This is a genomic window from Candidatus Tisiphia endosymbiont of Hybos culiciformis (assembly GCF_964030975.1).
Taxonomy (GTDB): Bacteria; Pseudomonadota; Alphaproteobacteria; order Rickettsiales; family Rickettsiaceae; genus Tisiphia.
The window spans coordinates 651,669-675,666 of the sequence record NZ_CAXIQH010000001.1 but is presented as its reverse complement, the minus strand read 5'-3'; the positions used below and the strand labels follow the sequence as shown (position 1 = coordinate 675,666).

The following is a 23,998-nucleotide window of genomic DNA, read 5'->3' as shown; positions in this document are numbered from 1 at the left end:
ACAATTTAAATTTTGTCAACAAAACCTAGGTTATACACGCAAAATATCCTGAAACAAGTTCAGGATTACTCCGAAACTCAAAATACTAATGTTGTACTACTCATTGGCTTATTCTTTTTTTAATTTTTCTATTTCTTCAAGGGTTAGTTCAGTATATTTAACTATTTTTTCTATTGACTCATTATCAGCCAACATTTTCTTTGCTAATGCTATTTTTTCTTCAACTTTGCCTTTAGCTTCACCTCTAGCTTCGCCTCTAGCTTCAGCATCTTCAATTTTTTGCAGTTCTACTGCTAAATTATCAAGACGAGTTTTAGTTATTTTCTCATAGGTATTAAGTTCTGCTTCTGACCAGCTAGCTTGGTCTACTGCCTCAAATGCTCTTCCAATAATTCTATCATTACCTATTAACTGCTCTATTTCTTTAAATGTACTATGCTCTGCATGCTTAAAAAAATACATCCACTTTTCTTCTATAGTCTCTAAATTATCGATAGTTTTATTAAATTTTGCTAGTTCTAAAAAAACAAAATAAAAATCTTTTAAATCATGTGCGTAACTGTTAGTATCTAAAAGACGATGTTCTGATTTCCAAGATTTTTTATCGTTAAACATCACAAAATCAGCTATAGCTAAAAATATCACCCCTTTTAATTTAGCATATACTGCTAGTTTTTTGTGGTTCTCATCTTCTTTGATTATTTGCTGAGAATATGCCTTAGCTGCATAAAACTGTGCTCTTTTCTCAAACCCTGGATGTTTACTTACCTGCATCTCTACTATCACTTGATTACCATTTTGATCTTTACATAACACATCAACTATCGACTGCTTATATGCAGCAATAGAAGGATCTTGGATAGTTGGTAAAAACGTTACCTCAATTATTTGTTCACTTCTTTCAAATTTCAGAATGTCATTTAAGAAATGAACAAGTATATCCTTATTCTTTTCAGTACCAAAGATTTGGCGAAAACAAAAATCATTTTTAGGATCAAGAAACTTTGAAAAAACCATATAATATAACTTCTTAATTGTTGCTAAATATCGCCTTTATTTATAACTAACACTATTTTACCATCTTCTCTTCCAAGAATCTTGCATAAATTAAACTTTACCCATATATTTTTCAAACTTATTTTTCTCGTCTTGATATTTATCTGCATCCGGTAGGGCTGGTTTTTTAACCGTAATATTTGACCATTTGCTGGAAAAAAACTTAGCTCTCTCTATCCAATCAATCAGCTGTTCTGACTCTGGCTTAATAGCTTTAACCGGACACTCAATCTCACATACTCCACAATCAATACATTCGTCAGGATTAATCACTAACATTAACTCTCCTTCATAAAAGCAATCTACAGGACATACTTCTACACAATCAGTATATTTACATTTTATGCATTCATCAGTAACAACATAAGTCATAAATTGTCATACTCCTTGAATTTGGCAATTAAAACGCAAGTTCTTAAACCTAATACTAATAAAAAATATAGTATAGCACTTATAAACATTAGCACTAAGGGCAATAACATAGAATTATCAATGGTAGGGCTACCTAGCCTTAAAACGCTGGCTGGCTGATGTAAACTATACCAAATATTTACTGAGAATTTTACTATAGGAACATTGATAAAACCAATCAGAGCAATCACCGAGGCTGGTTTTTCAGTACGGCTTATCCTATCACCACTATTCACCACCACGATATAACTTAAATAAAGTAAGAATAGTACGAACATTGAGGTAAGTCTAGCATCCCAAACCCACCAAGTCCCCCAAATAGGCTTTCCCCATAAGGCTCCTGTCACCATACTAATCATACAAAAAACTGCACCAATAGGAGCACTTGCCATTGCCATTAAGAACGACATTCTAGTCTTCCACACTAGGCTAGACAAACTACAAATAGCGATAAATGTATAAATCCCTAGTGCCATCCAAGAAGCTGGTACATGAACATACATAATCCTAACCATATCCCCTTGTTGGTAATCTGGTGGCGATACTATCAAAGCTTGATATAAGCCCAACCCCATTACTACTAACATTGCAACTAGCAATAATGGTAGCATGGTTCGTACTAACTTACTAAAAAAATAAGGGTTTAGTAATTTAAACATAAACATTCTAATTATGGTTTTATAGGATACACAACCGTCATTGCGAGAAGACCATAAGGTCGACGAAGCAATTTTTGTGTCATACCTGCGAAAGCAGGTATCTAGATTCCCGCCGTTGCTAAGAATGACAGCTTATCACTGATTTGTCGGGCTTCGCTACTCCTCACAATGACGTCTTGGATTACATATACGTCATTGCGAGGAGACCATAAACTCGACGAAGCAATTTTTGTGTCATACCTGCGAAAGCAGGTATCTAGATTCCCGCCTTCGCGGGAATGACAACTTATCACTGATTTGTCGTACGATACTACTTCTCGCAATGACGGTTGGATAACAGCTTTTTGCAATGACGAATGATTAGAATTGTTGTTTAAGCATTTAGACAGTTGATTAATTATTTTTAAATATTGATTATAAAATAAATCACTATTGATGTTAGTCACTTGCCAATTCTCACTTTCAATTGCCACTACTTCTACTTTAAAATTTTTATACAAAGCAACATCTTGCTCTGTACTTAGTAATAAACATTTACTATTGGACATACTTAATAAATGCTCAAGATTACTAATATATTTAAGGCTCTTTTGGTCAGAGCTATATAATCTTGCAACGCTTTTTTTACTATTATCAAAAAAATATTCTAAACTATCACTAAGCAAGATTACATCTGTTAAAGACACTAATCTTTGATGTTTGATTTTTGCAAGATCATCTATTTGTTTTTTTGCCTCTTCAAGATTCTGGTAAATATCTGAACTAATCTCAGGAAATCGTTTAGATAATATCTGAGATAATTGTTCTAATAATAGTTTTACATTATCTAAATCAAGCCAAATATGCCAATTATCATAGGAGTTATTACCAATAATTCTTAGCCCATTAAAATTACTAACTTTAATAACATTTTTATTATGACCATTCATCAATTTGCCAGCAAAGCCATCAAATTGCTCATCTATATAAAATACAATATCTGCATCTTTGACTTTTTTAAGATCACTAGGTCTTAAATTATAATGATGCGGACAATCATTGTTATTAGCAATAGCAACAATTTCTGTTTGATCTTTCACTAACATCGCTATAATGCTTGCTAATGGAGTTATACTAGTAACAATTTTCACCTTACCTACATTGGCAAAAGCTCCATAATTAAATAATATCATAATTATAACAATAAAAATGCTAGCACTAATATTAATTTTCATTTTTTTTAATTTTCAACGTTATTTTTCAATGCCTTGGATGTTTTATTTTTTCCAAGTATTATATGGAAATTATTTATAAGCACTATCATGATCTGTATGCAAAGTTAGTAAACGTAAGTAAGATTCTTCTCTTAGTGCCAATGCTCGATATTTTTGTGAGAACCTAAAAGAGTAAATCTGATGCTTATTCTTAGTTATTTTGGATACGATTACTTCCCATTTTAGACCTTGATCCCTATATAACTCATCCCAAGTTAAATGACTTATTTTTTTTAACACTTTAATTAATGCTAATTGATTATTTTTTTCAAGAGCAAACAAATCTTTTTGAAACTCTGGATTATTCATATCTATTTTTATTTTAGACATGTTCAATTTTCTCAACAATTTCTTGTAAGTTATCTTTTGGTTTATTTCTTTCTGCCCACGATAATGCTTTATCTAGTTTAGTCAAGGTGTCTCCTTGATATAACCACTTTTCTGAGGTTGGAATAAATTCTCCTGTCTTAATGATCCATGTACCATTATCTAATTGTTCGATTAATACCATTTGTCCTGCAAATACTTTGCCAAGCGATAGTTGACCGTTACTACCTATTACTTTCACTTGTTGATTTTGCTTCATAGCATTTTCCTAATTTAGTGCCTTAGGAATTTATTATACGATAATTATACTATTTTATCAAGTAATTGATGCTTACTAAGCGTAAAATCACTTGCAATCCAAGAGCTTTTTAATTTGCATATCACTATGCCAATATCTTTACCATGAATATTTATTTTCTGCAAGTCATGCCCATTTATCGGGAATATTGGTCGGGATTTAGATTGGTATGTATCTAGAAATTTGTTTGCTATATCTCTATTTAATTTGCCTAATGATACTAGAATAATTATATATTGCAGGTAATCATCCGGATAATTAGCAGTTTCCCACCAAATTTCTCGTAATGTGAATTCGTTGATTTCCTTATTAACAAATCTAAGTATAGCAATGATTTTGATTGCTTGTTGCCGAGAAAATTTTAAATTTAGTAAATCACTTAGTGGTAGGTTCTTTATGTGATAAAATAATAGTGAATACCTAGTGTAAGGTTCTAAAGAACCGAAATTAATTGCTTCCACCAAAGGTTTCTTATCAAACTTGCTAACTGGTAATATTATTTGCAATATACCATTATCAAACATTTGCTGCAAAATATTAGGACTATTATCTGAGATAATTAATTTGTCCATCTCCCATTTTATCCGTTCTTTTGATAATAATTTAAGATTTTCTCGTAATTTAATACAGGCATCTAACCCATTAATATCTAACTGTCTTGCATAATAGCAGGAAAAACGGAAAAAACGTAAAATACGTAAAAAATCTTCTTCAATCCGTTCAAATGCTTGTCCGATAAATATTACCTTAGATTCTTGCAAGTCATCTATTCCACCGAAATAATCATAAATTTTATGCTCAAATGGACAATAACTTAATGCGTTAATGGTAAAATCTCTTCTAGCAGCATCTTCCATAAAATCATCAGTAAATATGACTTCTGTGTGCCGGCCATCACATTTTATATCTTTCCTAAGTGTAGTAATTTCAAATTTCTCATTATTTAGTAAAGCCGTAACTGTGCCATATTTTATGCCAGTTGGGATGACCTTAATATTGGCTGTTGATAAAATATCTGTTACTTGCTCTGGTAATAAACTGGTTGTTATATCAATGTCATAATTAACTACACCAAGAATAGCATCCCGAACGGCTCCCCCGACAATCCTAGCCACTCCACCACCTAGTTTAATTATTGACAAGATTTCTTTGTAATAATTGGATTGGATAGATAATTCTCTTGTTATGATATTCATTAACAATCCTAGATTATGTGGTTTAAACGACAAAGATGTCATTCCTGCCTCCTCTTGTCATTCCCGCGTAGGCGGGAATCTATAATATTTCAGGGCTTTTTTAGATACCTGCTTTCGCAGGTATGACATCATATTTCGCAGAGACGACATCTTTCTTCATGCAAGACCCTTGTTAATTCCCTACTAAACTACTAGCAAACGCAGCCGGATCAAACGGCTTTAGATCGTCTATCTTCTCTCCTATCCCTAAAAAACATACTGGTAAGGCGAATTTCTGCACGACACCAACCACAACCCCAGCTTTTGCCGTACCATCTAATTTAGTAACTATCAGACTTGTTATGTTAGCAATAGCAGTAAATTGTTCAACTTGATTATATACATTCTGTCCAGTTGTCGCATCAATTACTAATATACTATGGTGAGGAGCTGTATCATCAATCTTCTTAATAACCCTAACAATTTTGGCAAGTTCTTCCATCAGATTCTTTTTGTTATGTAACCTACCGGCTGTATCAATAAATAATATATCCACATCGTTTTTTATTGAAGATTGCATAGCAAGATAAGCAACACTAGCAGGTTCGGCTGATTCTTCACCAGTAATAAACATTGAGCCACTTTTATCAGCCCAGCTAGATAATTGACTAACAGCAGCAGCTCTAAATGTATCACAAGCGGCAATAGCCACTTTCTTACCCTGTTTACGATAAATACTAGCTAACTTGCCTATGCTCGTAGTTTTCCCTGAACCATTAACGCCGCAAACTAGTATGACATTAAGCTTTTTATCGTGTAATTCAAAATTTTTACTAGCCTTTATCAATAATTGCCCGATAATGTCGGCAAGTTGTTCTTTGATTACCAAACTACTTACTTCTTTATCAAATTTGATAGTTCTTAGTTTATTGACCAGCTCTATTGCTACAGAGGCAGTAATATCTGCAGATATTAACAACTCCTCTAATTCCTGTAAAGTCTGCTCATCTAGTTTTTTTTTGTAAAATATCTGGTCAATGCCCGAAGATATTTTATTGGAACTATTAACTAATACCTGCTTTAATTTAGTAAATATAGATGTCATTTCACCGCCGCTCTTTTAAGTCGATCATTGATTGCAACGCCGATACCAACCTCTGGGATAGAGGCAACGGCAATTGCTAATCCATTTAATTCTGCGTAATTATCTAATATTCTAAGACTGGCAAATAAATTGCTAGCAGCGATAATTAAATCTCCGGTTAAACTTAAATTAAGTGAAAAATTGCCCTCTAGCTTACTATCCGCAAAATTAAGACCTACCTCATTAGCTTCTAAACTCTCGGCATTCAGTCTCATTTTAACTCTTGGTGAGTAATGTTTATCCATCATCCCTGGAGCTTTAATTTGCATCAAACTAGATGCTTTATCTAGTTTCTTACCAAGAACCTTCTCTAACGCTTCCAGCGTAATAAAACCATCTCGCAAAATAGTTAAGTTATTAGTGGTACTATCCACTATGGTTGACTCTATACCATACTGACACTTATAGTCATTAGACTTTCTGAAAAACTCTACTTCTGCTGGTGATTTATACGTCGATTCGGTACTCAAATCCTCACGTACATTTAAGTACGCTGCGGTTCTCCGTTCCGAGTCTCCTTCAAATCCCCCAGCATAAGCGACTTTTGCAGAGAATCTTGAATTATCTTCTAAAATAAAAATATCTTGGTCATTTGCAAAATGTTCTTTTACATGCTCTAAAGTAGTAGCACTAATGTAACCTGATGGGTTAGCACTAGGAGCTGCTATCGGCGTGCCTGACTTTCTTATTAGCTCCAAAGCCATATTATGTGATGGTATACGGAGTGCAATCGTTGTCAGCCCGGATAATACTGATTCAGCTATATTTGCTCCACTTCTTAATGGTACAACAATTGATAAAGGTCCTGGCCAAAATACCTCACTTAACTTAAGAGCGTCTGCATTAAATTCCCCGATAGCTTTAGCTTGACTCATGGTTGCTACATGGACAATCAGAGGATTTATGCTTGGACGCTTTTTTATCTTAAAAATCTTCTGACAAGCTTGCTCATTACTAGCATCTGCCCCAAGTCCATATACTGTTTCTGTGGGGAATGCTACTATATTGCCAGATTTGATAAATTTGGCAGCCTGTCGTAATATATCCGTCATAAAGCACTAAATCTTGCTAATTTATCAAATAATTGTGTAACCATTCTGAGCAACAATAAACGATTATTAGCAATTGTACGATCTTTATCTTTAACCATCAGATTATCAAAAAAATCATTAATGGGTTTTAACATTTCTAGTAGCACACTCAATGCCTTGGTAAAATCTTTTTCGGCAATGTATCTGTCTATTTCCTTAGAAACGTTTCCCAATGATAAAAATAATTGTTGTTCATATTGTGAAATAAAAGCGTTTTGATCAACTTCTCCTTCTATATTACTACCTTCTAGTATATTATTTGCTCTTTTGTAAATAGTTAATAAATTCTCACCATCAACTCCAGCGAGAAACTTTTGTAAAGCACAGAGCTTTATCTCGGTAATCACTAGATCTCCTTCAATATCAAAATCAATAACCGCATTAATTAACGATAGATCATAGTGATTTTTAAAATAATATTTGGCTCGTTCTTCTAAAAACCCTAAGACTATCTGATTACTTTTATTATATGTTATATTCTCTTCAGAGTATAGCTGAATTACATACACAACTAATTGCTTAATATTGATAGTTAATTTATTAGCTAAAATTATCCTAATAATACCTAATGCTTGGCGTCTGAGTGAGTAAGGATCTCTTGAACCACTTGGCTCTTCTCCTATTAATATCAAACCTACTAAACTATCCAGTTTATCAGCAATTGCCAATATTGCACTATTTCCCATTGGCAAACTATCTGATAGACCTTGTGGTTTATAATGATCTCTTATTGCCAAGGCAATCTGATCATCTAACCCTTCAGCTTTGGCGTAATAATATCCCATAATACCTTGCAGCTCAGGAAATTCTCCTACCATTTCAGTTGTTAGATCACTTTTACAAAGTCTAGCTGCTAGTTGCAAATCCTGATTTCCTGGCATTAGATAATTACAAATATCAGCCATTCTCTCTGTTTTTTGCTTTATACTGCCAAGCTTTGCATGAAATGTTATCTGTGCAAGTTTTGGCAATTTTGATTCTAAACTATTAGATAAGTCCTGCTGATAAAAATATAATGCATCAGATAGTCTAGCGGCTAATACCTTCTCGTTACCACTTACTATAATATTCTGATCATCAGGCATATTACTAACAAAAAGAAAATAAGGGGCAAAATTACCAGCTTGGTCAAAAGTACTAAAATATTTCTGATGGGTACGCATTGAGCTAACTAGCACTTCACTAGGTAACTGCAAAAATATCTCAGGTATTTTACCGACCATAACCATTGGCAATTCTACTAATCCTGTTACTTCTTCTAATAATTTTTCATCGTCTTTTATAACTAGATTAAGTGACTTGGCTATTTTAGATAGCTGGCTTTTAATCATTTCCTTGCGTTCTTCTTGGTCAATAATGACATTACTCTCCCGCAGCTTGTTCTGGTATTCAGAAAAACTGTCTATAGTAATCAGTTCAGGACTAAGAAATCTGTGTCCAAAGGTAATATTATTTGCCGTCAAATGCCCGTATTTAATGGCTAGTGTTTTTCCATCAAATATACATAAAATATTCCTAAGTGGTCTAATCCAACTTATATCATAATTCCCCCAATACATAGATTTTGACCAAATATACTTACTAATTGCTTTAGGAATTATCTCTTGCAATAGTTCTCGTATATCGGTTTCTGTGGTACTCTTTACTATTATATAATATAATTGCCCTTGCACTAATACCTTAGATAATTTATTTTGCTCAATAGACTTCCTGCAAAACTCTACTTCTGCTGGTGATTTGTACGTCGATGCGGTACTCGAATCCTCACGTACACTAGAGTACGCTGCGGTTCTGCGTTCCGCGTCTCCTTCAAATCCCTCAGCACAAGCGACTTTTGCAGGAAGTCTAATATTATTTGACCGACAAAACCCTTCTATAGCCTGCTGCGTTGCCGAAACTTTTGGTCCTCTAATGGTAATTTCTTTTGGTGGTATAAATTTCGGTAAATTTGTAATATGTACAGCAATTCTCCTAGATCCAACATATAGCTGAACATCAGCAACTAACTCACTTTCTTGCAAGATTGTCGTAAATATGGTTTTATAAGCTTCTGCTGCATTTTTCTGCATTAAAGCCGGTATTTCTTCGCTAAAAATTTCCAGTAATAACTCACTCATATTAACCTTCTTTATCTTCTAGTTCTAACCATTTATTACAGCATATTTTTGCTAAATTACGTATTCTGAGTATGTAAGAAGCTCTCTCTGTTACACTAATTACCCCCCGGGCATTTAATAGGTTAAAGAGATGGCTAGCTTGAATACAATAATCATAAGCTGGCAAAGGTAAATCTGCAGCAATTAATTCATTACATTGTTTCTCACTATCAATAAAATGCTGGGATAATATTGCTACGTCAGCCAATTCTAAATTAAACTTCGAAAATTGTTTTTCAGCGGCAAAATCTACTTCACCATAAGTTAAAGCCTTTTCTCCAATCTGACCATTCCAATCAAGATTTTTTACCTCATTGATTCCTTGTATGTAAAGTGCTAAACGTTCTAAACCATAGGTAATTTCACCAGCCACTGGACGACAATCAATACCACCAATTTGTTGCATATAAGTAAATTGTGATACTTCCATACCATCACACCATATTTCCCAACCAAGTCCAGCAGCACCAAGGCTAGGAGACTCCCAATCATCTTCAACAAACCTAATATCATGTTTCTGCAAATCTATACCAAGACATTCAAGGCTTTTTAAATATAGTTGTTGTATATCGTCAGGAGATGGCTTTAGTATAACCTGAAATTGATAATAATGCTGCATTCTATTGGGATGCAGGGCATATCTACTATCATGAGGACGCCGAGAAGGCTGAACATAAGCTACAAACCAAGGTTTCTTACCAAGGGTTCGTAGTACAGTAGCAGGGTGAAAGGTGCCAGCTCCAACATGGGCATCATATGGTTGCAAAATAGCACAACCATAATCTTGCCAGTAATTCTGCAGGGTTAATATAATTTGCTGAAATGATAATTTTTGCATATTGGTAAATTTATTTGTTCCTTTGAAAAAATATTATAGCTAACCCGACTAGCATTATTTCGTCATTGCGAGGAGGTGCGAAGCCCGAACGAAGCAATCTTGTCTTGTGTCATACCTTCTTGTGTCATACCTGCGAAAGCAGGTATCTAGATTCCCGCCTACGCGGGAATGACATAATTACGCAGGTATGACATAATATCTAAAACTTATTCGGGTTAGCTATATTTAAATCTTACTCCACGTTCCCATTGGATTCTGTTTATAACAATCAATTATCGGTGTTGCAATAGTTAGTTCATTTATTGTTTTAATTACTAAACTTAAATTATCTAAAGCATCGTATATTATAACTACTCTCTGAAAATGTGTGATATAATTTTTGTTACTAAGAATTTCTTGTATATCAGATGGTGCAATGATTATTAGGATGGTAGCTTGATTAGGATTCTCTAACTGATGAGTAATATAGACTGGTTGTTTTTCTGGTAATGGATCAAGTTTACTACCATGCGGAATAAACTGTTTTCTAGAATAAGTCCATATCATCTTGTTTAGTGATTCTTGGACTTCAATATCTGGAGCTAAAACTACAATTCTCAAATTGCTATGATAAGATTTTTCTACTAAAAGACAGGTTGTTTTATATAGTAACCCTTCGGCAGTATGATAAAGACTAAATTGTTGCATGATTATTCTCTTTTAAGTACAAATGTATCTCATTTAGAAAATAAATATTAAAAAAAGATTTTACCCCAGTATAATTGGGGCAACTCGCTTTAATTGACTGCTAAAAACACCTGGCTTACATTATTTGACAATATCGTTATTATTTTCCGCTATATTAAACCTAATCAGGACAGAAACTAATTCACTTAAATTAACTGATGAGATACTACTAGCTACGATAACATCCTCTAATATTTTATAGCCTGATTCTTTTTTAATAAGGCTATAATTGCTTTGTAATAAAGGATATTTAAATCAATTATTTTTTTCCTGCAACTTATTTATGCAGGAAATTTATTATATAATAATTTATTCAGCCTTGATATAGAAAAATTCAATTTTGTTGTTGCTATTTATGTACTATAAAATTAATGTTATGGATATATAAAGTTAATTCAGAGAAACCGATGAGAAAAAGTAAACTTGGGTTATAGAGTACGAACAACAACAAATGTCTGATGGTATAGTGAAACCTATTGAATTAGGTGATATAAACTTTGTGTCATACCTGCGGAAGCAGGTATCTAGATTCCCGCCTACGCGGGAATGACAATTTACAACTTCATGTCATCCCTGCGAATGGCAATTTACAATTGCTTCATCATCACCAAAGCGACCCCTCTCAATGACGGTTCGTCACCTACTTAGCATTATTGACGAATTTGTCTTAAATTGCTAATTTTTGTAATATCTAGCTTGCTACTAGACCGTATAGGGTTAATATCTATGCCGCCACGTCTTGTATATCTGGCATAAACAGTTAATTCATCGGGATCGCAAAACTTACTAATATCACAAAAAATACGTTCAACACATTGTTCATGAAACTCACTATGATTACGAAATGACACCAAATATTTTAATAACGAACTATGGTCAATTTTTCTGCCTCGATAACTAATTTGTACTGATGCCCAATCTGGTTGGTTAGTAACCAAACAATTCGATTTTAGCAAATTAGAATATAGCACCTCATCCACTATCTGCGTATTATCTTCTAATAATTTTGGCAAATTCTGGCTAATCTCAAAACTAGTAATTGTTACCTCTAACCTATCGAGATTTATGCCTGAAAAAGATTGCATCCTAGTACCATCATATGACTCTAAATCTTTTAGGGAAACTATTACAGCTGACTCAAATATTAAACTTAAATCCCTGGTAATTAATTCTTTTACTTGCTCTGAACTTTCAAACTTAGTATTATTAAAAGAATTTAAGTAAAGCTTTAGTGATTTTGATTCTACAATATTAGGTGAATCGCTACTCACCATAAATTCCAATATCCTTACCTCAGGTTTACCAGTTTGCCTTAGCCAAGAGACCTCATAACAATTCCAAATGTCAAAGCCATGGAAAGGCAAAGCACCTACTATCTGTAATTGCTCTCTAGCAAAATTACGACTAATTGGGTATAATAAAGTATTGTCATACAAATCTATATAGGCAGTTTGCTTGCCGAGTAGAGTTCCCAGTTCCATTCTATTTTATCTCCATTTATTTGAGCCAGTAAGTCATGTAATTAGGATGCTCTGTGCCATTTAATAAATATTTGAAACCCATAGCAATCCTTAATATAAACCACACCAATAAGCATAGATACAATACAGAACCGATTAGTATTATGGTAGTTATCATAGATATCATAATACCCACAAATCCCATCCAGAAAGTACGCCATATAAAAATATAATGACTGGCTAAATATTTATTTTTAATATCCTTATTAATATAGGAAAAAACTGCTCCAATAATGGGTAATAATGGAGCAACTATCCCACACAAAAATAATATATAAACTACGACAAGATTCGGTCTTCCTGCTTTTATATATTTCTTAATTTCCTTATCCATTTTTATCTCTTTATAATTAGTGTATCTAACGCGTCATTGCGAGACCACGTGAGTGTAGTGGCAATCAATTTCTAATCACTTTCCTGGATTGCTTCGTCGTGCCTCCTCGCAATGACGATTAGATAAGTCTACTAAAATTCTTAACCACTAAGTGCATTATACTACCATATTTTATATAATCTAGCTCATTATCTGTAAAAACTTGTAATATTACTTCGATAGTCTCAACTATACCACTTTTCCTCTTGATAGTACAACTAAGTTGTTGATAAGGCTGCACTTTTTTACTTAAATCCGTAATTGTAATATACTCAGAACCATCAAGTTTTAAATCACTTACCGTACAAGAAGTAAGCACAAGCGGCAAAACACCCATACCAACTAAATTTGACCGATGAATTCTTTCAAAACTTTCAGCAATTACCGCTTTTACTCCAAGTAAGCTAGTACCTTTTGCTGCCCAATCTCTCGACGAACCAGAGCCATATTCTTTACCTGCGAAAATTACTAAAGGGATAGAGCGAGCTTTATAATCCTGAGCTGCGTCATAAATACTCATTTGTTGACCATCTAGTTGATTGATCGTTATCCCCCCATCAATTCCAGGACACATAGCATTTTTAATCCTATTATTGGCAAAAGTACCACGCATCATTACTTGATGATTGCCACGCCGTGATCCATAAGAGTTAAAATCCGCCGGTGAAATACCCTGCTCGGTTAAATATTTAGCGGCAGGGCTTGTTTTACTAATATTTCCGGCTGGCGATATATGATCAGTAGTAATGGAATTGCCAAATATGGCTAATATTCTAGCAGATCCTATATCATGCAATCCACTGGATATATGTTCGATACCTTCAAAATAAGGAGGATTATTGATATAAGTACTATTTTTATTCCAATTATAAGTATCACCTTTAGTTATCTTGATATTTTGCCATTCCTTATCACCTAAAAATATATCACTATATTTGTCCTTGAACATTTTACAGTTAATAGATTCTTCTATTAATTTTTTTATCTCCTGTTGAGTAGGCCAGATATCCTTAAGATATACATCCTTACCGTCGTGACCTTTGCCTATCGGATCAGTATCAAGATTAATATTGATAGTACCTGTGATAGCATAAGCAATGACTAACGGGGGAGATGCAAGATAACTAGCTATGGTTAGAGGATGCACCCTGCCCTCAAAATTTCTGTTACCAGATAATACCGAAGCAACAACCAGATTATTTTTGGTAATAGTCTCTTCTATTTCCGGCAAAAGCGAACCAGAATTGCCGATACAAGTAGTACAACCATAACCGACAAGATTAAAACCTAAATCATTGAGATACTGATCAAGCCCGCTTGTTTTTAAATATTCCGTTACTACTTTTGAACCAGGAGCCAATGAGGTTTTAACCCATGGTTTTTTCACCAACCCAAGTTCTACTGCCTTTTTAGCCAGCAAGCCTGCACCAATCATTACATTAGGATTGGAAGTATTGGTACAGCTAGTAATTGCTGCTATCACTACATCACCATGACCTATAGCATATTTACAGCTATTAACCTGCAGCAAACTGTTGTCATCCTCGCCTAACTCAATGTCATCCCTGCCTAACTCAATGTCATCCCTGCCTAACCCAATGTCATCCCTGCCTAACCCAATGTCATCCCTGCCTAACCCAATGTCATCCCTGCCTAACCCAATGTCATCCCTGCCTAACCCAATGTCATCCCTGCCTAACCCAATGTCATCCCTGCCTAACCCAATGTCATCCCTGCGAAAGCAGGGATCTAGATTCCCGCCTTCGCGGGAATGACATAAAGATTCGCGGGAATGACTTAGGGTTGGAGAGATACTAACCGGATTAGCTATATCAGCAACAGGGTATTTTTTATCAATATTAACGTCACCTTTGGTTAAAGAAGCTAGTTCAGCGTTAAAATTACTAGCCATATTTTTTAGGTTAACCCGATCTTGCGGGCGTCTTGGTCCTGCTAAGGAAGCTTCGATAGTAGATAAATCCAGTTCTAATGTGTCAGTATATTCTGGGATAATTGTCGATTCGTACCATAATGATTGTAGCTTAGCATATTGCTCTACTAATTTTATGCGATTTGCATCTCTAGCTGTCAAATTAAGATATTTTATAGTCTCATTGTCAATTGGGAAAAAGCCACAAGTAGCACCATATTCAGGCGCCATATTTGATATAGTTGCCCTATCTGCCAATGTTAGCGAATCCAGCCCGTCTCCATAAAATTCAACAAATTTGCCAACAACATTTCTCTTTCTAAGCATTTGGGTAACGGTTAGCACCAAATCTGTAGCCGTAATCATCCCATTTAAAGAGCCACTTAACTTAAAACCAATTACTTCTGGTAAAATCATTGATAGAGGTTGACCGAGCATTGCCGCTTCAGCCTCAATCCCCCCTACTCCCCAACCAAGAACTGACAGACCATTAACCATCGTAGTATGGCTATCTGTACCAACCAATGTATCCGGATAAGCGAAAGTCACTCCTTCTTGTTGTTTAGTCCACACAACATTAGCTAAATGTTCCAAATTAACCTGATGACAAATGCCTGTTCCCGGCGGCACTACTTTAAAATTATCAAATACTTCTTGCCCCCATTTCAAAAATTGATAACGCTCTATATTTCTCGCTACTTCCATTGTGACATTTTTATCAAAAGCATCACTTGTTCCATAATAATCAACTTGCACAGAATGATCTATCACCAAATCAACAGGAATCAAAGGATTAATCTTTAATGGGTCGCCACCTAGTTTTTTTATAGCATCACGCATAGCAGCCAAATCAACAATAGCCGGAACACCAGTAAAATCCTGCATCAGCACCCTAGCCGGCATAAACGGTATTTCAGCCTCAGATTTCCTTGCCTTAAGCCATTCTTTAAATAGCAACAACTTCTCTTGGCTACTAGTTAGACGCAGGACATTTTCAAATAATATTCTTAAACTATAAGGTAGACGCTTTAACTCAAGCCCAATATCATTTGCCGCCTTATTTATGTCAAAAATTTTATAAATATTATCTCCAACAGATATTTCTTTAAGATAATCATAATTCATACTAGCTACTCCCAATTTGTTTTATGGCTAACTCGGCTAGTATTACTTCATAGCAAACTGACGTCATTGCGAGACCACGTGAGTGTCGTGGCAATCCATTTTCATTTAGACTGGATTGCTTCGTCGGCTTTACGCCTTCTCACAATGACCTTTGCGCCTATAACTCGTCATTGCGAGGAGTGTGTAAGCACGACGAAGCAATCCACTTCTGGTCTTTTGGATTGCTTCGTAGCTACTAAAGTAGCTCCTCGCAATGACAGAGTAATACTATTCTGGTTAGCTATAATTTTGAGTATACACTAAAAATATGTAGCACTAAGTGTTTCATTTAATTTAACTTAAAAAACATTTATAGTGTTATAGCTAAATAGTTGTTGTCTAGAAAGTGATTAGAAATGGATTGCTTCGTCGGCTTTACGCCTTCTCGCAATGACGTTTGTGCCTATATAGTGAAACCTATTGAATTAGGTGATACAAACTTTGTGTCATACCTGCGAAAGCAGGTATCTAGATTCCCGCCTTCGCGGGAATGACAACTTACAATCGTTATGTTCTTTATCACCTAATCCTATGAGCATAACTATAACTCGTCATTGCGAGACCACATAGTGGTCGTGGCAATCCATTATTCATTTAGACTGGATTGCTTCGTCAGCTTACGTCTCCTCGCAATGACTATTTAGGAACGATATTATTTTTTATTAAACAATTTTGAAATTAAATCTTGACTTCTATACAAAAAACCTATTTTATCAATTTCGATAGTTTATATTAACTATCTTGTTAAGTTAAGTATTAATTAATATTATTAAATAGGAAATAATTTTCATGTCAAAAACAATACCATCTTTTAATCATTATCGTGATTCACAAGATACTGACTGCTTAAATAACCAATATTATAATGATGAAAAGAACTTTGCAAAATTACCTCCTGAATTGCAACGACTTCATCTGGAAGAAACTATAAAAGAATACGGTGCAGAACTACTAGAAGGAGACGCTCTAGTTGCTGCTAAAAATTTAGGATTCTATACTCCTGCCTCTTCTTCTGATACAGATAATAGTTGGCTTAATACTGCTGCTAATGTTATTTCAGCTATCCCTAAAGGACTTATCGTTGTACTCGCTGCTAGTGAAGCATTAAAGGCTGTTGGTGCATTCCCTACTGAATATAATCCTAACCACCCATCTGCAGAACCTGCAGAGAATCCTGAACCAATTCTTCATAGAAGTGCTCGTGCTGCTGGAATACCCGTAAGAGAACTCGCAGATTTGCCAAATCAAAACTGCGTTGCAGTTGCAGTAAAGTCTTGGGAATATACAGCTTCTCGTGATTGGATTAGTGCTAATCAGCGCCAAAATACCGAGGTATATGCTCGGTGTTTTAACGAAGTTTGCAAGGATCAGCAAGTTCCTTCAACTGAAGGAGCATTATGGATTGGCGGCAAATATTCCCTTCCCCCCGAGAGTGGCTACATATAGCACTTAACATATAGGTTCATACATTATTTTAAACGTTCTACAACTTGCCTCAAATACAGAAATACCTTTATCTAATAATTTTCTAATGTTATTTTTTATCGGAAACCAATGATGTTCAATAGGATTTAAATCAGGGGAATAAGGTGGTAAAAATTTTAGTTTGCAGCCAGCTTTTTCAATTAATTCTTTAGCCCTTTTGGATTTATGAAAGCTTGCATTATCAGCAATGACAACCTGTCCAGGCTTTAGCTCCGGCACAAGGCAATTTTCTATATAAGCTTCAAATACCTTACTATCACAGCTCCCAGTAAAGACTAGTGATGCGATTAAACTATTCTGATTTAACGCACCAATAAAACTTGTTCTTTCACTACGTTTTCCCGATTTACTCCCATTACAACGACTTCCTTTCATTGACCATCCATATTCATATGATTCATTATCATTTATGCCCGCTTCATCAAGATAAACACGTTTCTCTTTCGGCACTTTTTCTAATTCACTGAGAAAATCTTGTCGCTTTCCTTCATCTCTTTCTTTATACGCATATGTCTTTTTTTTCGAGTAATGTTGAGTTTCTTTAAAGCTCGGCTGATAGTCATTATACTTGCAACATTATCTAATTCTTTTGCTATTTCTGTAAGCGTTAACGAGTTACCTTTTTCTACTAAATGACGCAACTCCGATAAATCAGGGATTTTATGACCATATCCTTTCTGGTATCCCTCCTTTGACTTTATATCTCCAGTTTGTTTCTTTAATCTAATCCAATCATAGATTATTGACCGACTAATTTTAAAGGTTTCGCATGTAAGTGCTACTTTCTTATATTTCTCATAATGTTCTATAACTCTAGAACGTAAATCGTAACTGTAGGGGGATGCCATATTGCTATTATAAAATTTTTTTATTATTTATCATTATAACTTATTTGAATCCATATGTTAAGTGCTATAACAGCAATACACATAACTGCTGATCAACAAGTAGACATAAAATATCAAATTGGTGGTTCCAATAGTATGGAAACAGTTTCCTTCACATGTCCTTCAGATGCTTATGCGCACGTCCAGAATGCACGGACATTAGCATCTAATGGTAACCTTACAGAGGCTATGAAAGAAATAAAACTGGCTTTTGAAATACGCCCGAACTATAGACTTGCCCTAGAAGCTCAGGATGATATATCAAAATTACTAGCATCTTCCACCTCTTTAATTGATGAAATTTCTACTCCTACAACAAACTCTACTATAACGGAAAAAGGAGCTACTCCCGCAGAACCTAACAGTACTCAATATAATGGGGATTCTATTCCTACAGCATCACCACACAAACAAAGTGCTGAAGGTCAAGGATGGGGGGAATATTTAAAGGACAAAGTAGGAGGAATAGTTGGTGCAGGCGTAGGAGTAATTGGTACAGCTGCACTTCTTTGTGCTGCGTATAAGGTCAAACAGTATTGTAATAAATTAAAAGGAGTATTTGTTATAGAAAATGCAGATACTGGGAACCCTGATGTCTATATTTCCCTAGTACCAAACAATGCAGCAAACGTCTTGAAATTAGTTGAAGATAATACAGACGCTGGAGAGCAGACAGACAGTATACAGGTTCAAATGTTAGGCATAGATGCATAAGTTGCCAAAAGAACAGTAAGAACTATTGTCAAAAAAGCAAAGAAGTAATCCTGTTTTATGTCATCCCTGCGAGGTTTAACTTGTCATACCTGCGAAGGCAGGTATCTTAGATTCCCGCCTTCGCGGGAATGACAAGAGAGTGCGAGAATGGCAATTTACAACCGATCTCTAACTGTCATTGCGAGGAGCCACTTTAGGCGACGAAGCAATCCATAGAAATGATTAGAAATGGATTGCTTCGTCGGCTTTACGCCTTCTCGCAATGACGTCTGTATCTATAACCCGTCATTGCGAGACCACATAGTGGTCGTGGCAATCCATTATTCATTTAGACTGGATTGCTTTGTCGGCTTTACGCCTTCTCGCAATGACTATTTAGGAACGATATTATTTTTTATTAAACAATTTTGAAATTAAATCTTGACTTCTATACAAAAAACCTATTTTATCAATTTCGATAGTTTATGTTAACTATCTTGTTAAACTAAATATTAATCAACATTATAAAATAGGAAATAATTTTCATGTCAAAAACAATACCATCTTTTAATCATTATCGTGATTCACAAGATACTGACTGCTTAAATAACCAATATTATAATGATGAAAAGAACTTTGCAAAATTACCTCCTGAATTGCAACGACTTCATCTGGAAGAAACTATAAAAGAATACGGTGCAGAACTACTAGAAGGAGACGCTCTAGTTGCTGCTAAAAATTTAGGATTCTATACTCCTGCCTCTTCTTCTGATACAGATAATAGTTGGCTTAATACTGCTGCTAATGTTATTTCAGCTATCCCTAAAGGACTTATCGTTGTACTCGCTGCTAGTGAAGCATTAAAGGCTGTTGGTGCATTCCCTACTGAATATAATCCTAACCACCCATCTGCAGAACCTGCAGAGAATCCTGAACCAATTCTTCATAGAAGTGCTCGTAATGTGAATGACATGGAATTTATACAACGACACATTGACTTGGATAATCAGAACTGTATTGCAACTATGAGAAAGATATTTACCAAGGTCGATGTACCATATGGAATAGTATACGAGATACGTGCTAAGTGTTTTAAGGAGCCTTGCCAAAATCAGCAGTTTAGTTCAGACCAAGCAGAGTACCTTACTGAAGGATACCCTATCTATTGGATGGCAATACATGGAGCTGGTCCGGAATCAATAGACATAAAATATTCAGCTGATGGACCTCCAAATATCGACCCGACTGGTGAGGTAATCCACTTTAACTGCTCTGAACCAGCTTATCCGCACGTACAGAGGGGAAATAGTTTGCGTGATGAGGGCAAGTATATGGAAGCTCGAGCTGAATACAATGAGGCTTTTGCGAAGCGTTCGAATTATAAGCTTGCACAAGAAGGTATTGCTAAACTAGAAGAATTAGAAAAAATTACTACCGAAGTATCTTCCACCTCTTTAATTGATGAAATTTCTACTCCTACAACAAACTCTACTATAACGGAAAAAGGAGCTACTCCCGCAGAACCTAACAGTACTCAATATAATGGGGATTCTATTCCTACAGCATCACCACACAAACAAAGTGCTGAAGGTCAAGGATGGGGGGAATATTTAAAGGACAAAGTAGGAGGAATAGTTGGTGCAGGCGTAGGAGTAATTGGTACAGCTGCACTTCTTTGTGCTGCGTATAAGGTCAAACAGTATTGTAATAAATTTAAAGGAGTATTTGTTATAGAAAATGAAGATACTGGGAACCCTGATGTCTATATTTCCCTAGCACCAAACAATGCAGCAAACGTCTGGAAATTAGTTGAAGATAATACAGACGCTGGAGAGCAGACAGACAGTATACAGGTTCAAACGTTAGGCACAGATGTATATAGTGAAACCTATTGAATTAGGTGATACAAACTTTGTGTCATACCTGCGAAGGCAGGTATCTTAGATTCCCGCCTACGCGGGAATGACAAGAGAGTGCGAGAATGGCAATTCACAATCTTATGTCATCCCTGCGAGGTTTAACTTGTCATACCTGCGAAGGCAGGTATCTTAGATTCCCGCCTACGCGGGAATGGCAAGAGAGCGCGGGAATGGCAACTTACAATCTTATGTCATCCCTGCGAGGTTTAACTTGTCATACCTGCGAAGGCAGGTATCTTAGATTCCCGCCTACGCGGGAATGACAATAGTTCATTAGGCACAGTCGACTAAGGTCTGTTCGTATTGTGGTTCTTGTCCTTCAAGTTCCATCATTTCTTGAGTACAAGAGGTAGCATGGATATCCTCATGAGATGCAGTAATTAATGACTTAATAGCTTCTAATACACCTGAACGATTCTCTGCATTTAAATTGACAATCCACTGAACAGCCACTTGCACTTCTTCCGGTAATGATTTAATTTCAGCAAGATTAGCAGAAGAGTTAAAATGCTCTAAATACTCTAGATATTGTAAATATTCTGATGCACTTTCATGCTTTTGTATATCTGATACAATCCACTGAACGATTTCCTGTAACTTTTCTACTGTTATAGGTACATCAGAATATGGTTCTTTATTAACATCTGATATAGTACTAGCAGGCTTTAACTTAGCACCTACCATTACTGATAATTTAGGTTCTGCAGCATCTTCTACTACGTTTGAACCTAAGTTATCATCAATCTTATCACCTGCCATTATATTTGACAACTCAGACTCTCTAATATCTGGTATTATATCAGAGTTTAAGTTAGCACTACTGCCATATCCTTCGTCATCAATCTCACCGCTTACCATTGCATTTGTGTTTAAGTCTGAGTTTAAAACTTCAGGTTCTTTAAGATTATCTTGGTAATCAGCCATTAATCTATCGCACAGATCTTGCACCAACTTGGAATTATTTGCTAGGTACTGTTCAGCGATTAGCTTTAACTTTGCTATATTACTTTTACTAGAATCATCTAAATTTTTACATTCTTTTGTAATAGGTAGCACTATTTCTGTATTTTGTCCTTCACCCGTTAGATCTAACCTAACCTCAGTTGCATCACCTTCTTCATCATTTTTCATAAGCATATCAACTAAGCCGTTAAACAACCACCCTAATACTCCATCGAAATTAGCTGATGGTATCTGAGCTTTTATTTTGTCATCTACACCAAAATTGATAGAACAAATTGAGGTGCGTTCCATAATGTCTGCTTGTTCGTGATAAGTATGACCTTCTTTAAGCACCTGTAGCACCATAGCAGCTGGACGATTAGCCCCAAGACCACCATCGGCAAAAGCATAAGGCTTGCCAGCAGCATAGTCATAGTCGCGTACAGCCTCATTATTAACAACCGCTTTAAAATAGGTCGGTGCTGCAGTAGTTGCAAGAAGCACGTCCTTTATTCTAATATGTATGCTATGCTTATCCTCACTATCAAAGATCTTTATGCTATCTCTTCCCTCATTCAAATCAGCAACTGGTATAATAAGACGACAGAGACTATCATCCAACCTATTATCCCCTAAATGTTTTTCTAGCATTTTGTCCAAAGGTTCTTGGCTATATTTGTGTTTTATTATTCCCCAATTAAACCAATTTTTAGGGAAGATTTCAGGAGCAGTATTTTCAAATAATTCTAAAGCTTCTTTGGCTGAATAACGAGGTTCTGTTGAGCCTTCTTCTTTAGGAATTGTTAACAAAGCAGCAATTAACCCACCAACGCTAGTACCAGAAATAATATTAAATAATTTAGATATAGGCTGCTTAGTTATTTCTTCTATTTTCTGCAGTACAACTAACTCAGCTATTCCTTTTACTCCACCACCTGAAAGACAAAGAACTTTATTTTTCTCTATTGGATTTTTACTCATAAATCACCCCTCCTAACCTAATAAAAAGTTTTATAATATTATGCTACCATAAGTTTAATATTATAACAAATAAAAATTTATAACTATACATAAAAAAATGAACTTATGGTTCTGGCATTTAGAATTTTGAAATTCAAAAATTAAAAAACTTGGTAACACTTCCCAAGCTTTTATAATAGCCTAGTATAAGTCAAAAAAGACTTAGGGATTTTTAGGAGAAACGAAGCCTGCTACCCTTGCGTACATAGATGTATGTGAGGAGCGGAAGCGAGTTCCTACGACAAAATCACCAACTAGATTGACTTATACAGGAAGTCTATTATAATTGTCTTAGCTATAGTAATAAATTAAGCATTCGTAGCTCAGCTGGATAGAGCGTTGCCCTCCGAAGGCAGAGGTCGTTGGTTCGAATCCAATCGAGTGCACCATTCAGGACAATTTGCTACTTTTTGCAATTCTGTGAATGGAAAAGCCAGAACGTAATGCAGCTTACAGCCCTCGAGTGTTAGGTTCGAAAATATAAAATTTAATAATTCCCTTTTTTCATCAATTGTCGAACCTTTAAAAGTTTCATAGACGTTTGTACTGATACATATAAGGTCTGCAAGCTTTTTAGAAAGCTTATCACCTACTTTGTCATAACTCTTAATTAGTTCAGTTAATTCATATTAAGGATACCTCTAAATAAAAATTCTTTACCTCTATATTGAAAAGGTTTTTTATGCCAACCCATACATACTGCCTCACAAGCTTTAAAAGTTTCTTTATTATAGTGAAACCTATTGAATTAGGTGATACAAACTTTGTGTCATACCTGCGAAAGCAGGTATCTAGATTCCCGCCTTCGCGGGAATGACAACTTACAATCGTTATGTTCTTTATCACCTAATCCTATGAGCATAACTATATAAGATAGAAAGAGTTTATACAAAGGCTGTAACTTAAATATAACAAAATACTTATTATTTTA

At 35.2% G+C, this 23,998-nt stretch carries 24 protein-coding genes and 1 tRNA gene; 7 read left to right on the top strand and 18 right to left on the bottom strand.

The window, feature by feature from the left end:
- Nucleotides 1–108 precede the first annotated feature (108 nt).
- From ACQH2P_RS03580 to ACQH2P_RS03530, 11 genes are all read right to left on the bottom strand, one after another.
- Nucleotides 109–1,017 carry an Rpn family recombination-promoting nuclease/putative transposase gene (locus ACQH2P_RS03580; protein ID WP_425363037.1) on the bottom strand — a complete coding sequence of 303 codons (909 nt, stop codon included), beginning with the start codon at nt 1,015–1,017 and terminating at the stop codon, nt 109–111.
- 90 nt (nt 1,018–1,107) lie between these two features.
- On the bottom strand, nt 1,108–1,428 hold the full coding sequence (fdxA, locus tag ACQH2P_RS03575; protein ID WP_425363036.1) for a ferredoxin FdxA: 321 nt from the start codon (nt 1,426–1,428) through the stop codon (nt 1,108–1,110).
- On the bottom strand, nt 1,425–2,126 hold the full coding sequence (locus ACQH2P_RS03570) for a heme ABC transporter permease (protein WP_425363035.1): 702 nt from the start codon (nt 2,124–2,126) through the stop codon (nt 1,425–1,427). The genes fdxA and ACQH2P_RS03570 overlap by 4 nt, the downstream gene beginning before the upstream one ends.
- A 101-nt stretch (nt 2,127–2,227) precedes the next feature.
- The gene (locus tag ACQH2P_RS03565; protein WP_425363034.1) at nt 2,228–3,340 is read right to left on the bottom strand and encodes a metal ABC transporter substrate-binding protein; all 1,113 of its coding nucleotides are present in this window, start codon (nt 3,338–3,340) and stop codon (nt 2,228–2,230) included.
- Nucleotides 3,341–3,409: 69 nt separating this feature from the next.
- Nucleotides 3,410–3,688 carry a hypothetical protein gene (locus ACQH2P_RS03560; RefSeq protein ID WP_425363033.1) on the bottom strand — a complete coding sequence of 93 codons (279 nt, stop codon included), beginning with the start codon at nt 3,686–3,688 and terminating at the stop codon, nt 3,410–3,412.
- Between the two features lie 13 nt (nt 3,689–3,701).
- Nucleotides 3,702–3,965, bottom strand: coding sequence for a hypothetical protein (locus ACQH2P_RS03555; protein ID WP_425363032.1), 264 nt, complete (start codon nt 3,963–3,965; stop codon nt 3,702–3,704).
- Nucleotides 3,966–4,009: 44 nt separating this feature from the next.
- Nucleotides 4,010–5,200 carry a CCA tRNA nucleotidyltransferase gene (locus tag ACQH2P_RS03550; RefSeq protein ID WP_425363031.1) on the bottom strand — a complete coding sequence of 397 codons (1,191 nt, stop codon included), beginning with the start codon at nt 5,198–5,200 and terminating at the stop codon, nt 4,010–4,012.
- Nucleotides 5,201–5,372: 172 nt separating this feature from the next.
- Nucleotides 5,373–6,284, bottom strand: a complete 912-nt coding sequence (gene ftsY, locus ACQH2P_RS03545) for a signal recognition particle-docking protein FtsY (protein ID WP_425363030.1) — start codon at nt 6,282–6,284, stop codon at nt 5,373–5,375.
- The gene (locus tag ACQH2P_RS03540; protein ID WP_425363029.1) at nt 6,281–7,375 is read right to left on the bottom strand and encodes an L-threonylcarbamoyladenylate synthase; all 1,095 of its coding nucleotides are present in this window, start codon (nt 7,373–7,375) and stop codon (nt 6,281–6,283) included. The genes ftsY and ACQH2P_RS03540 overlap by 4 nt, the downstream gene beginning before the upstream one ends.
- Nucleotides 7,372–9,531, bottom strand: coding sequence for a glycine--tRNA ligase subunit beta (gene glyS, locus ACQH2P_RS03535; protein WP_425363028.1), 2,160 nt, complete (start codon nt 9,529–9,531; stop codon nt 7,372–7,374). The genes ACQH2P_RS03540 and glyS overlap by 4 nt, the downstream gene beginning before the upstream one ends.
- Nucleotide 9,532: 1 nt before the next feature.
- Nucleotides 9,533–10,408, bottom strand: coding sequence for a glycine--tRNA ligase subunit alpha (locus tag ACQH2P_RS03530; RefSeq protein WP_425363027.1), 876 nt, complete (start codon nt 10,406–10,408; stop codon nt 9,533–9,535).
- Between the two features lie 65 nt (nt 10,409–10,473).
- On the opposite strand from ACQH2P_RS03530, the gene ACQH2P_RS03525 reads away from it, so the two are divergent.
- Nucleotides 10,474–10,599, top strand: a complete 126-nt coding sequence (locus ACQH2P_RS03525) for a hypothetical protein (RefSeq protein WP_425363026.1) — start codon at nt 10,474–10,476, stop codon at nt 10,597–10,599.
- 34 nt (nt 10,600–10,633) lie between these two features.
- On the opposite strand, the gene ACQH2P_RS03520 is transcribed toward ACQH2P_RS03525, so the two are convergent.
- The 4 genes from ACQH2P_RS03520 to ACQH2P_RS03505 form a co-directional block, all read right to left on the bottom strand.
- Nucleotides 10,634–11,095 (bottom strand): DNA polymerase III subunit chi, encoded by a 462-nt coding sequence (locus ACQH2P_RS03520; RefSeq protein ID WP_425363025.1) that lies wholly within the window; start codon nt 11,093–11,095, stop codon nt 10,634–10,636.
- 689 nt (nt 11,096–11,784) lie between these two features.
- Nucleotides 11,785–12,615, bottom strand: coding sequence for an NADPH-dependent 7-cyano-7-deazaguanine reductase QueF (queF, locus tag ACQH2P_RS03515; protein WP_425363024.1), 831 nt, complete (start codon nt 12,613–12,615; stop codon nt 11,785–11,787).
- Between the two features lie 16 nt (nt 12,616–12,631).
- Nucleotides 12,632–12,988 carry a DUF4870 family protein gene (locus ACQH2P_RS03510; RefSeq protein WP_425363023.1) on the bottom strand — a complete coding sequence of 119 codons (357 nt, stop codon included), beginning with the start codon at nt 12,986–12,988 and terminating at the stop codon, nt 12,632–12,634.
- Between the two features lie 118 nt (nt 12,989–13,106).
- Complete coding sequence (locus ACQH2P_RS03505) at nt 13,107–16,082, bottom strand: aconitate hydratase (protein WP_425363022.1); 2,976 nt, start codon at nt 16,080–16,082, stop codon at nt 13,107–13,109.
- A gap of 828 nt (nt 16,083–16,910) precedes the next feature.
- On the opposite strand from ACQH2P_RS03505, the gene ACQH2P_RS03500 reads away from it, so the two are divergent.
- On the top strand, nt 16,911–17,567 hold the full coding sequence (locus ACQH2P_RS03500; protein WP_425363021.1) for a hypothetical protein: 657 nt from the start codon (nt 16,911–16,913) through the stop codon (nt 17,565–17,567).
- A gap of 3 nt (nt 17,568–17,570) precedes the next feature.
- On the opposite strand, the gene ACQH2P_RS03495 is transcribed toward ACQH2P_RS03500, so the two are convergent.
- Nucleotides 17,571–18,454, bottom strand: a protein-coding gene (locus ACQH2P_RS03495) for an IS630 family transposase (RefSeq protein ID WP_425363003.1) whose coding sequence is annotated in 2 segments (ribosomal slippage) — nt 17,571–18,131 and nt 18,134–18,454 — 882 coding nt in all. Because the reading frame shifts where the segments join, the coding sequence is not laid out codon by codon here.
- Between the two features lie 54 nt (nt 18,455–18,508).
- On the opposite strand from ACQH2P_RS03495, the gene ACQH2P_RS03490 reads away from it, so the two are divergent.
- From ACQH2P_RS03490 to ACQH2P_RS03475, 4 genes are all read left to right on the top strand, one after another.
- Nucleotides 18,509–19,207, top strand: a complete 699-nt coding sequence (locus ACQH2P_RS03490) for a hypothetical protein (protein WP_425363020.1) — start codon at nt 18,509–18,511, stop codon at nt 19,205–19,207.
- A gap of 228 nt (nt 19,208–19,435) precedes the next feature.
- Nucleotides 19,436–19,618 (top strand): hypothetical protein, encoded by a 183-nt coding sequence (locus tag ACQH2P_RS03485; RefSeq protein ID WP_425363019.1) that lies wholly within the window; start codon nt 19,436–19,438, stop codon nt 19,616–19,618.
- A 113-nt stretch (nt 19,619–19,731) separates the two neighbouring features.
- Complete coding sequence (locus ACQH2P_RS03480; protein ID WP_425363018.1) at nt 19,732–21,081, top strand: hypothetical protein; 1,350 nt, start codon at nt 19,732–19,734, stop codon at nt 21,079–21,081.
- A 104-nt stretch (nt 21,082–21,185) separates the two neighbouring features.
- Entirely contained in the window at nt 21,186–21,368 is a 183-nt protein-coding gene (locus tag ACQH2P_RS03475; RefSeq protein ID WP_425363017.1) for a hypothetical protein, read from the top strand.
- 10 nt (nt 21,369–21,378) lie between these two features.
- Here the strand turns inward: ACQH2P_RS03475 and ACQH2P_RS03470 are convergent, their stop codons facing one another.
- Nucleotides 21,379–23,028, bottom strand: a complete 1,650-nt coding sequence (locus ACQH2P_RS03470; protein WP_425363016.1) for a patatin-like phospholipase family protein — start codon at nt 23,026–23,028, stop codon at nt 21,379–21,381.
- 351 nt (nt 23,029–23,379) lie between these two features.
- Here ACQH2P_RS03470 and ACQH2P_RS03465 point away from each other — a divergent pair.
- Nucleotides 23,380–23,456, top strand: a tRNA-Arg gene (locus ACQH2P_RS03465).
- A 235-nt stretch (nt 23,457–23,691) separates the two neighbouring features.
- On the opposite strand, the gene ACQH2P_RS03460 is transcribed toward ACQH2P_RS03465, so the two are convergent.
- Entirely contained in the window at nt 23,692–23,913 is a 222-nt protein-coding gene (locus ACQH2P_RS03460; RefSeq protein ID WP_425363015.1) for a hypothetical protein, read from the bottom strand.
- Nucleotides 23,914–23,998: the final 85 nt, after the last annotated feature.

Coding starts and splice junctions, on each gene's coding strand:
- glyS (WP_425363028.1), bottom strand. CDS start 9,531: ATGAGTGAGTTATTACTGGAAATTTTTAGCGAAGAAATACCGGCTTTA.
- ACQH2P_RS03520 (WP_425363025.1), bottom strand. CDS start 11,095: ATGCAACAATTTAGTCTTTATCATACTGCCGAAGGGTTACTATATAAA.
- ACQH2P_RS03580 (WP_425363037.1), bottom strand. CDS start 1,017: ATGGTTTTTTCAAAGTTTCTTGATCCTAAAAATGATTTTTGTTTTCGC.
- ACQH2P_RS03505 (WP_425363022.1), bottom strand. CDS start 16,082: ATGAATTATGATTATCTTAAAGAAATATCTGTTGGAGATAATATTTAT.
- ACQH2P_RS03530 (WP_425363027.1), bottom strand. CDS start 10,408: ATGCAAAAATTATCATTTCAGCAAATTATATTAACCCTGCAGAATTAC.
- ACQH2P_RS03500 (WP_425363021.1), top strand. CDS start 16,911: ATGTCAAAAACAATACCATCTTTTAATCATTATCGTGATTCACAAGAT.
- ACQH2P_RS03475 (WP_425363017.1), top strand. CDS start 21,186: ATGTCATCCCTGCGAGGTTTAACTTGTCATACCTGCGAAGGCAGGTAT.
- ACQH2P_RS03470 (WP_425363016.1), bottom strand. CDS start 23,028: ATGAGTAAAAATCCAATAGAGAAAAATAAAGTTCTTTGTCTTTCAGGT.
- ACQH2P_RS03480 (WP_425363018.1), top strand. CDS start 19,732: ATGTCAAAAACAATACCATCTTTTAATCATTATCGTGATTCACAAGAT.
- ACQH2P_RS03510 (WP_425363023.1), bottom strand. CDS start 12,988: ATGGATAAGGAAATTAAGAAATATATAAAAGCAGGAAGACCGAATCTT.
- ACQH2P_RS03540 (WP_425363029.1), bottom strand. CDS start 7,375: ATGACGGATATATTACGACAGGCTGCCAAATTTATCAAATCTGGCAAT.
- ACQH2P_RS03555 (WP_425363032.1), bottom strand. CDS start 3,965: ATGAAGCAAAATCAACAAGTGAAAGTAATAGGTAGTAACGGTCAACTA.
- ACQH2P_RS03485 (WP_425363019.1), top strand. CDS start 19,436: ATGGATTGCTTCGTCGGCTTTACGCCTTCTCGCAATGACGTCTGTATC.
- ACQH2P_RS03490 (WP_425363020.1), top strand. CDS start 18,509: ATGTTAAGTGCTATAACAGCAATACACATAACTGCTGATCAACAAGTA.
- ACQH2P_RS03570 (WP_425363035.1), bottom strand. CDS start 2,126: ATGTTTAAATTACTAAACCCTTATTTTTTTAGTAAGTTAGTACGAACC.
- ACQH2P_RS03560 (WP_425363033.1), bottom strand. CDS start 3,688: ATGAATAATCCAGAGTTTCAAAAAGATTTGTTTGCTCTTGAAAAAAAT.
- ftsY (WP_425363030.1), bottom strand. CDS start 6,284: ATGACATCTATATTTACTAAATTAAAGCAGGTATTAGTTAATAGTTCC.
- ACQH2P_RS03550 (WP_425363031.1), bottom strand. CDS start 5,200: ATGAATATCATAACAAGAGAATTATCTATCCAATCCAATTATTACAAA.
- ACQH2P_RS03565 (WP_425363034.1), bottom strand. CDS start 3,340: ATGAAAATTAATATTAGTGCTAGCATTTTTATTGTTATAATTATGATA.
- queF (WP_425363024.1), bottom strand. CDS start 12,615: ATGGAACTGGGAACTCTACTCGGCAAGCAAACTGCCTATATAGATTTG.
- fdxA (WP_425363036.1), bottom strand. CDS start 1,428: ATGACTTATGTTGTTACTGATGAATGCATAAAATGTAAATATACTGAT.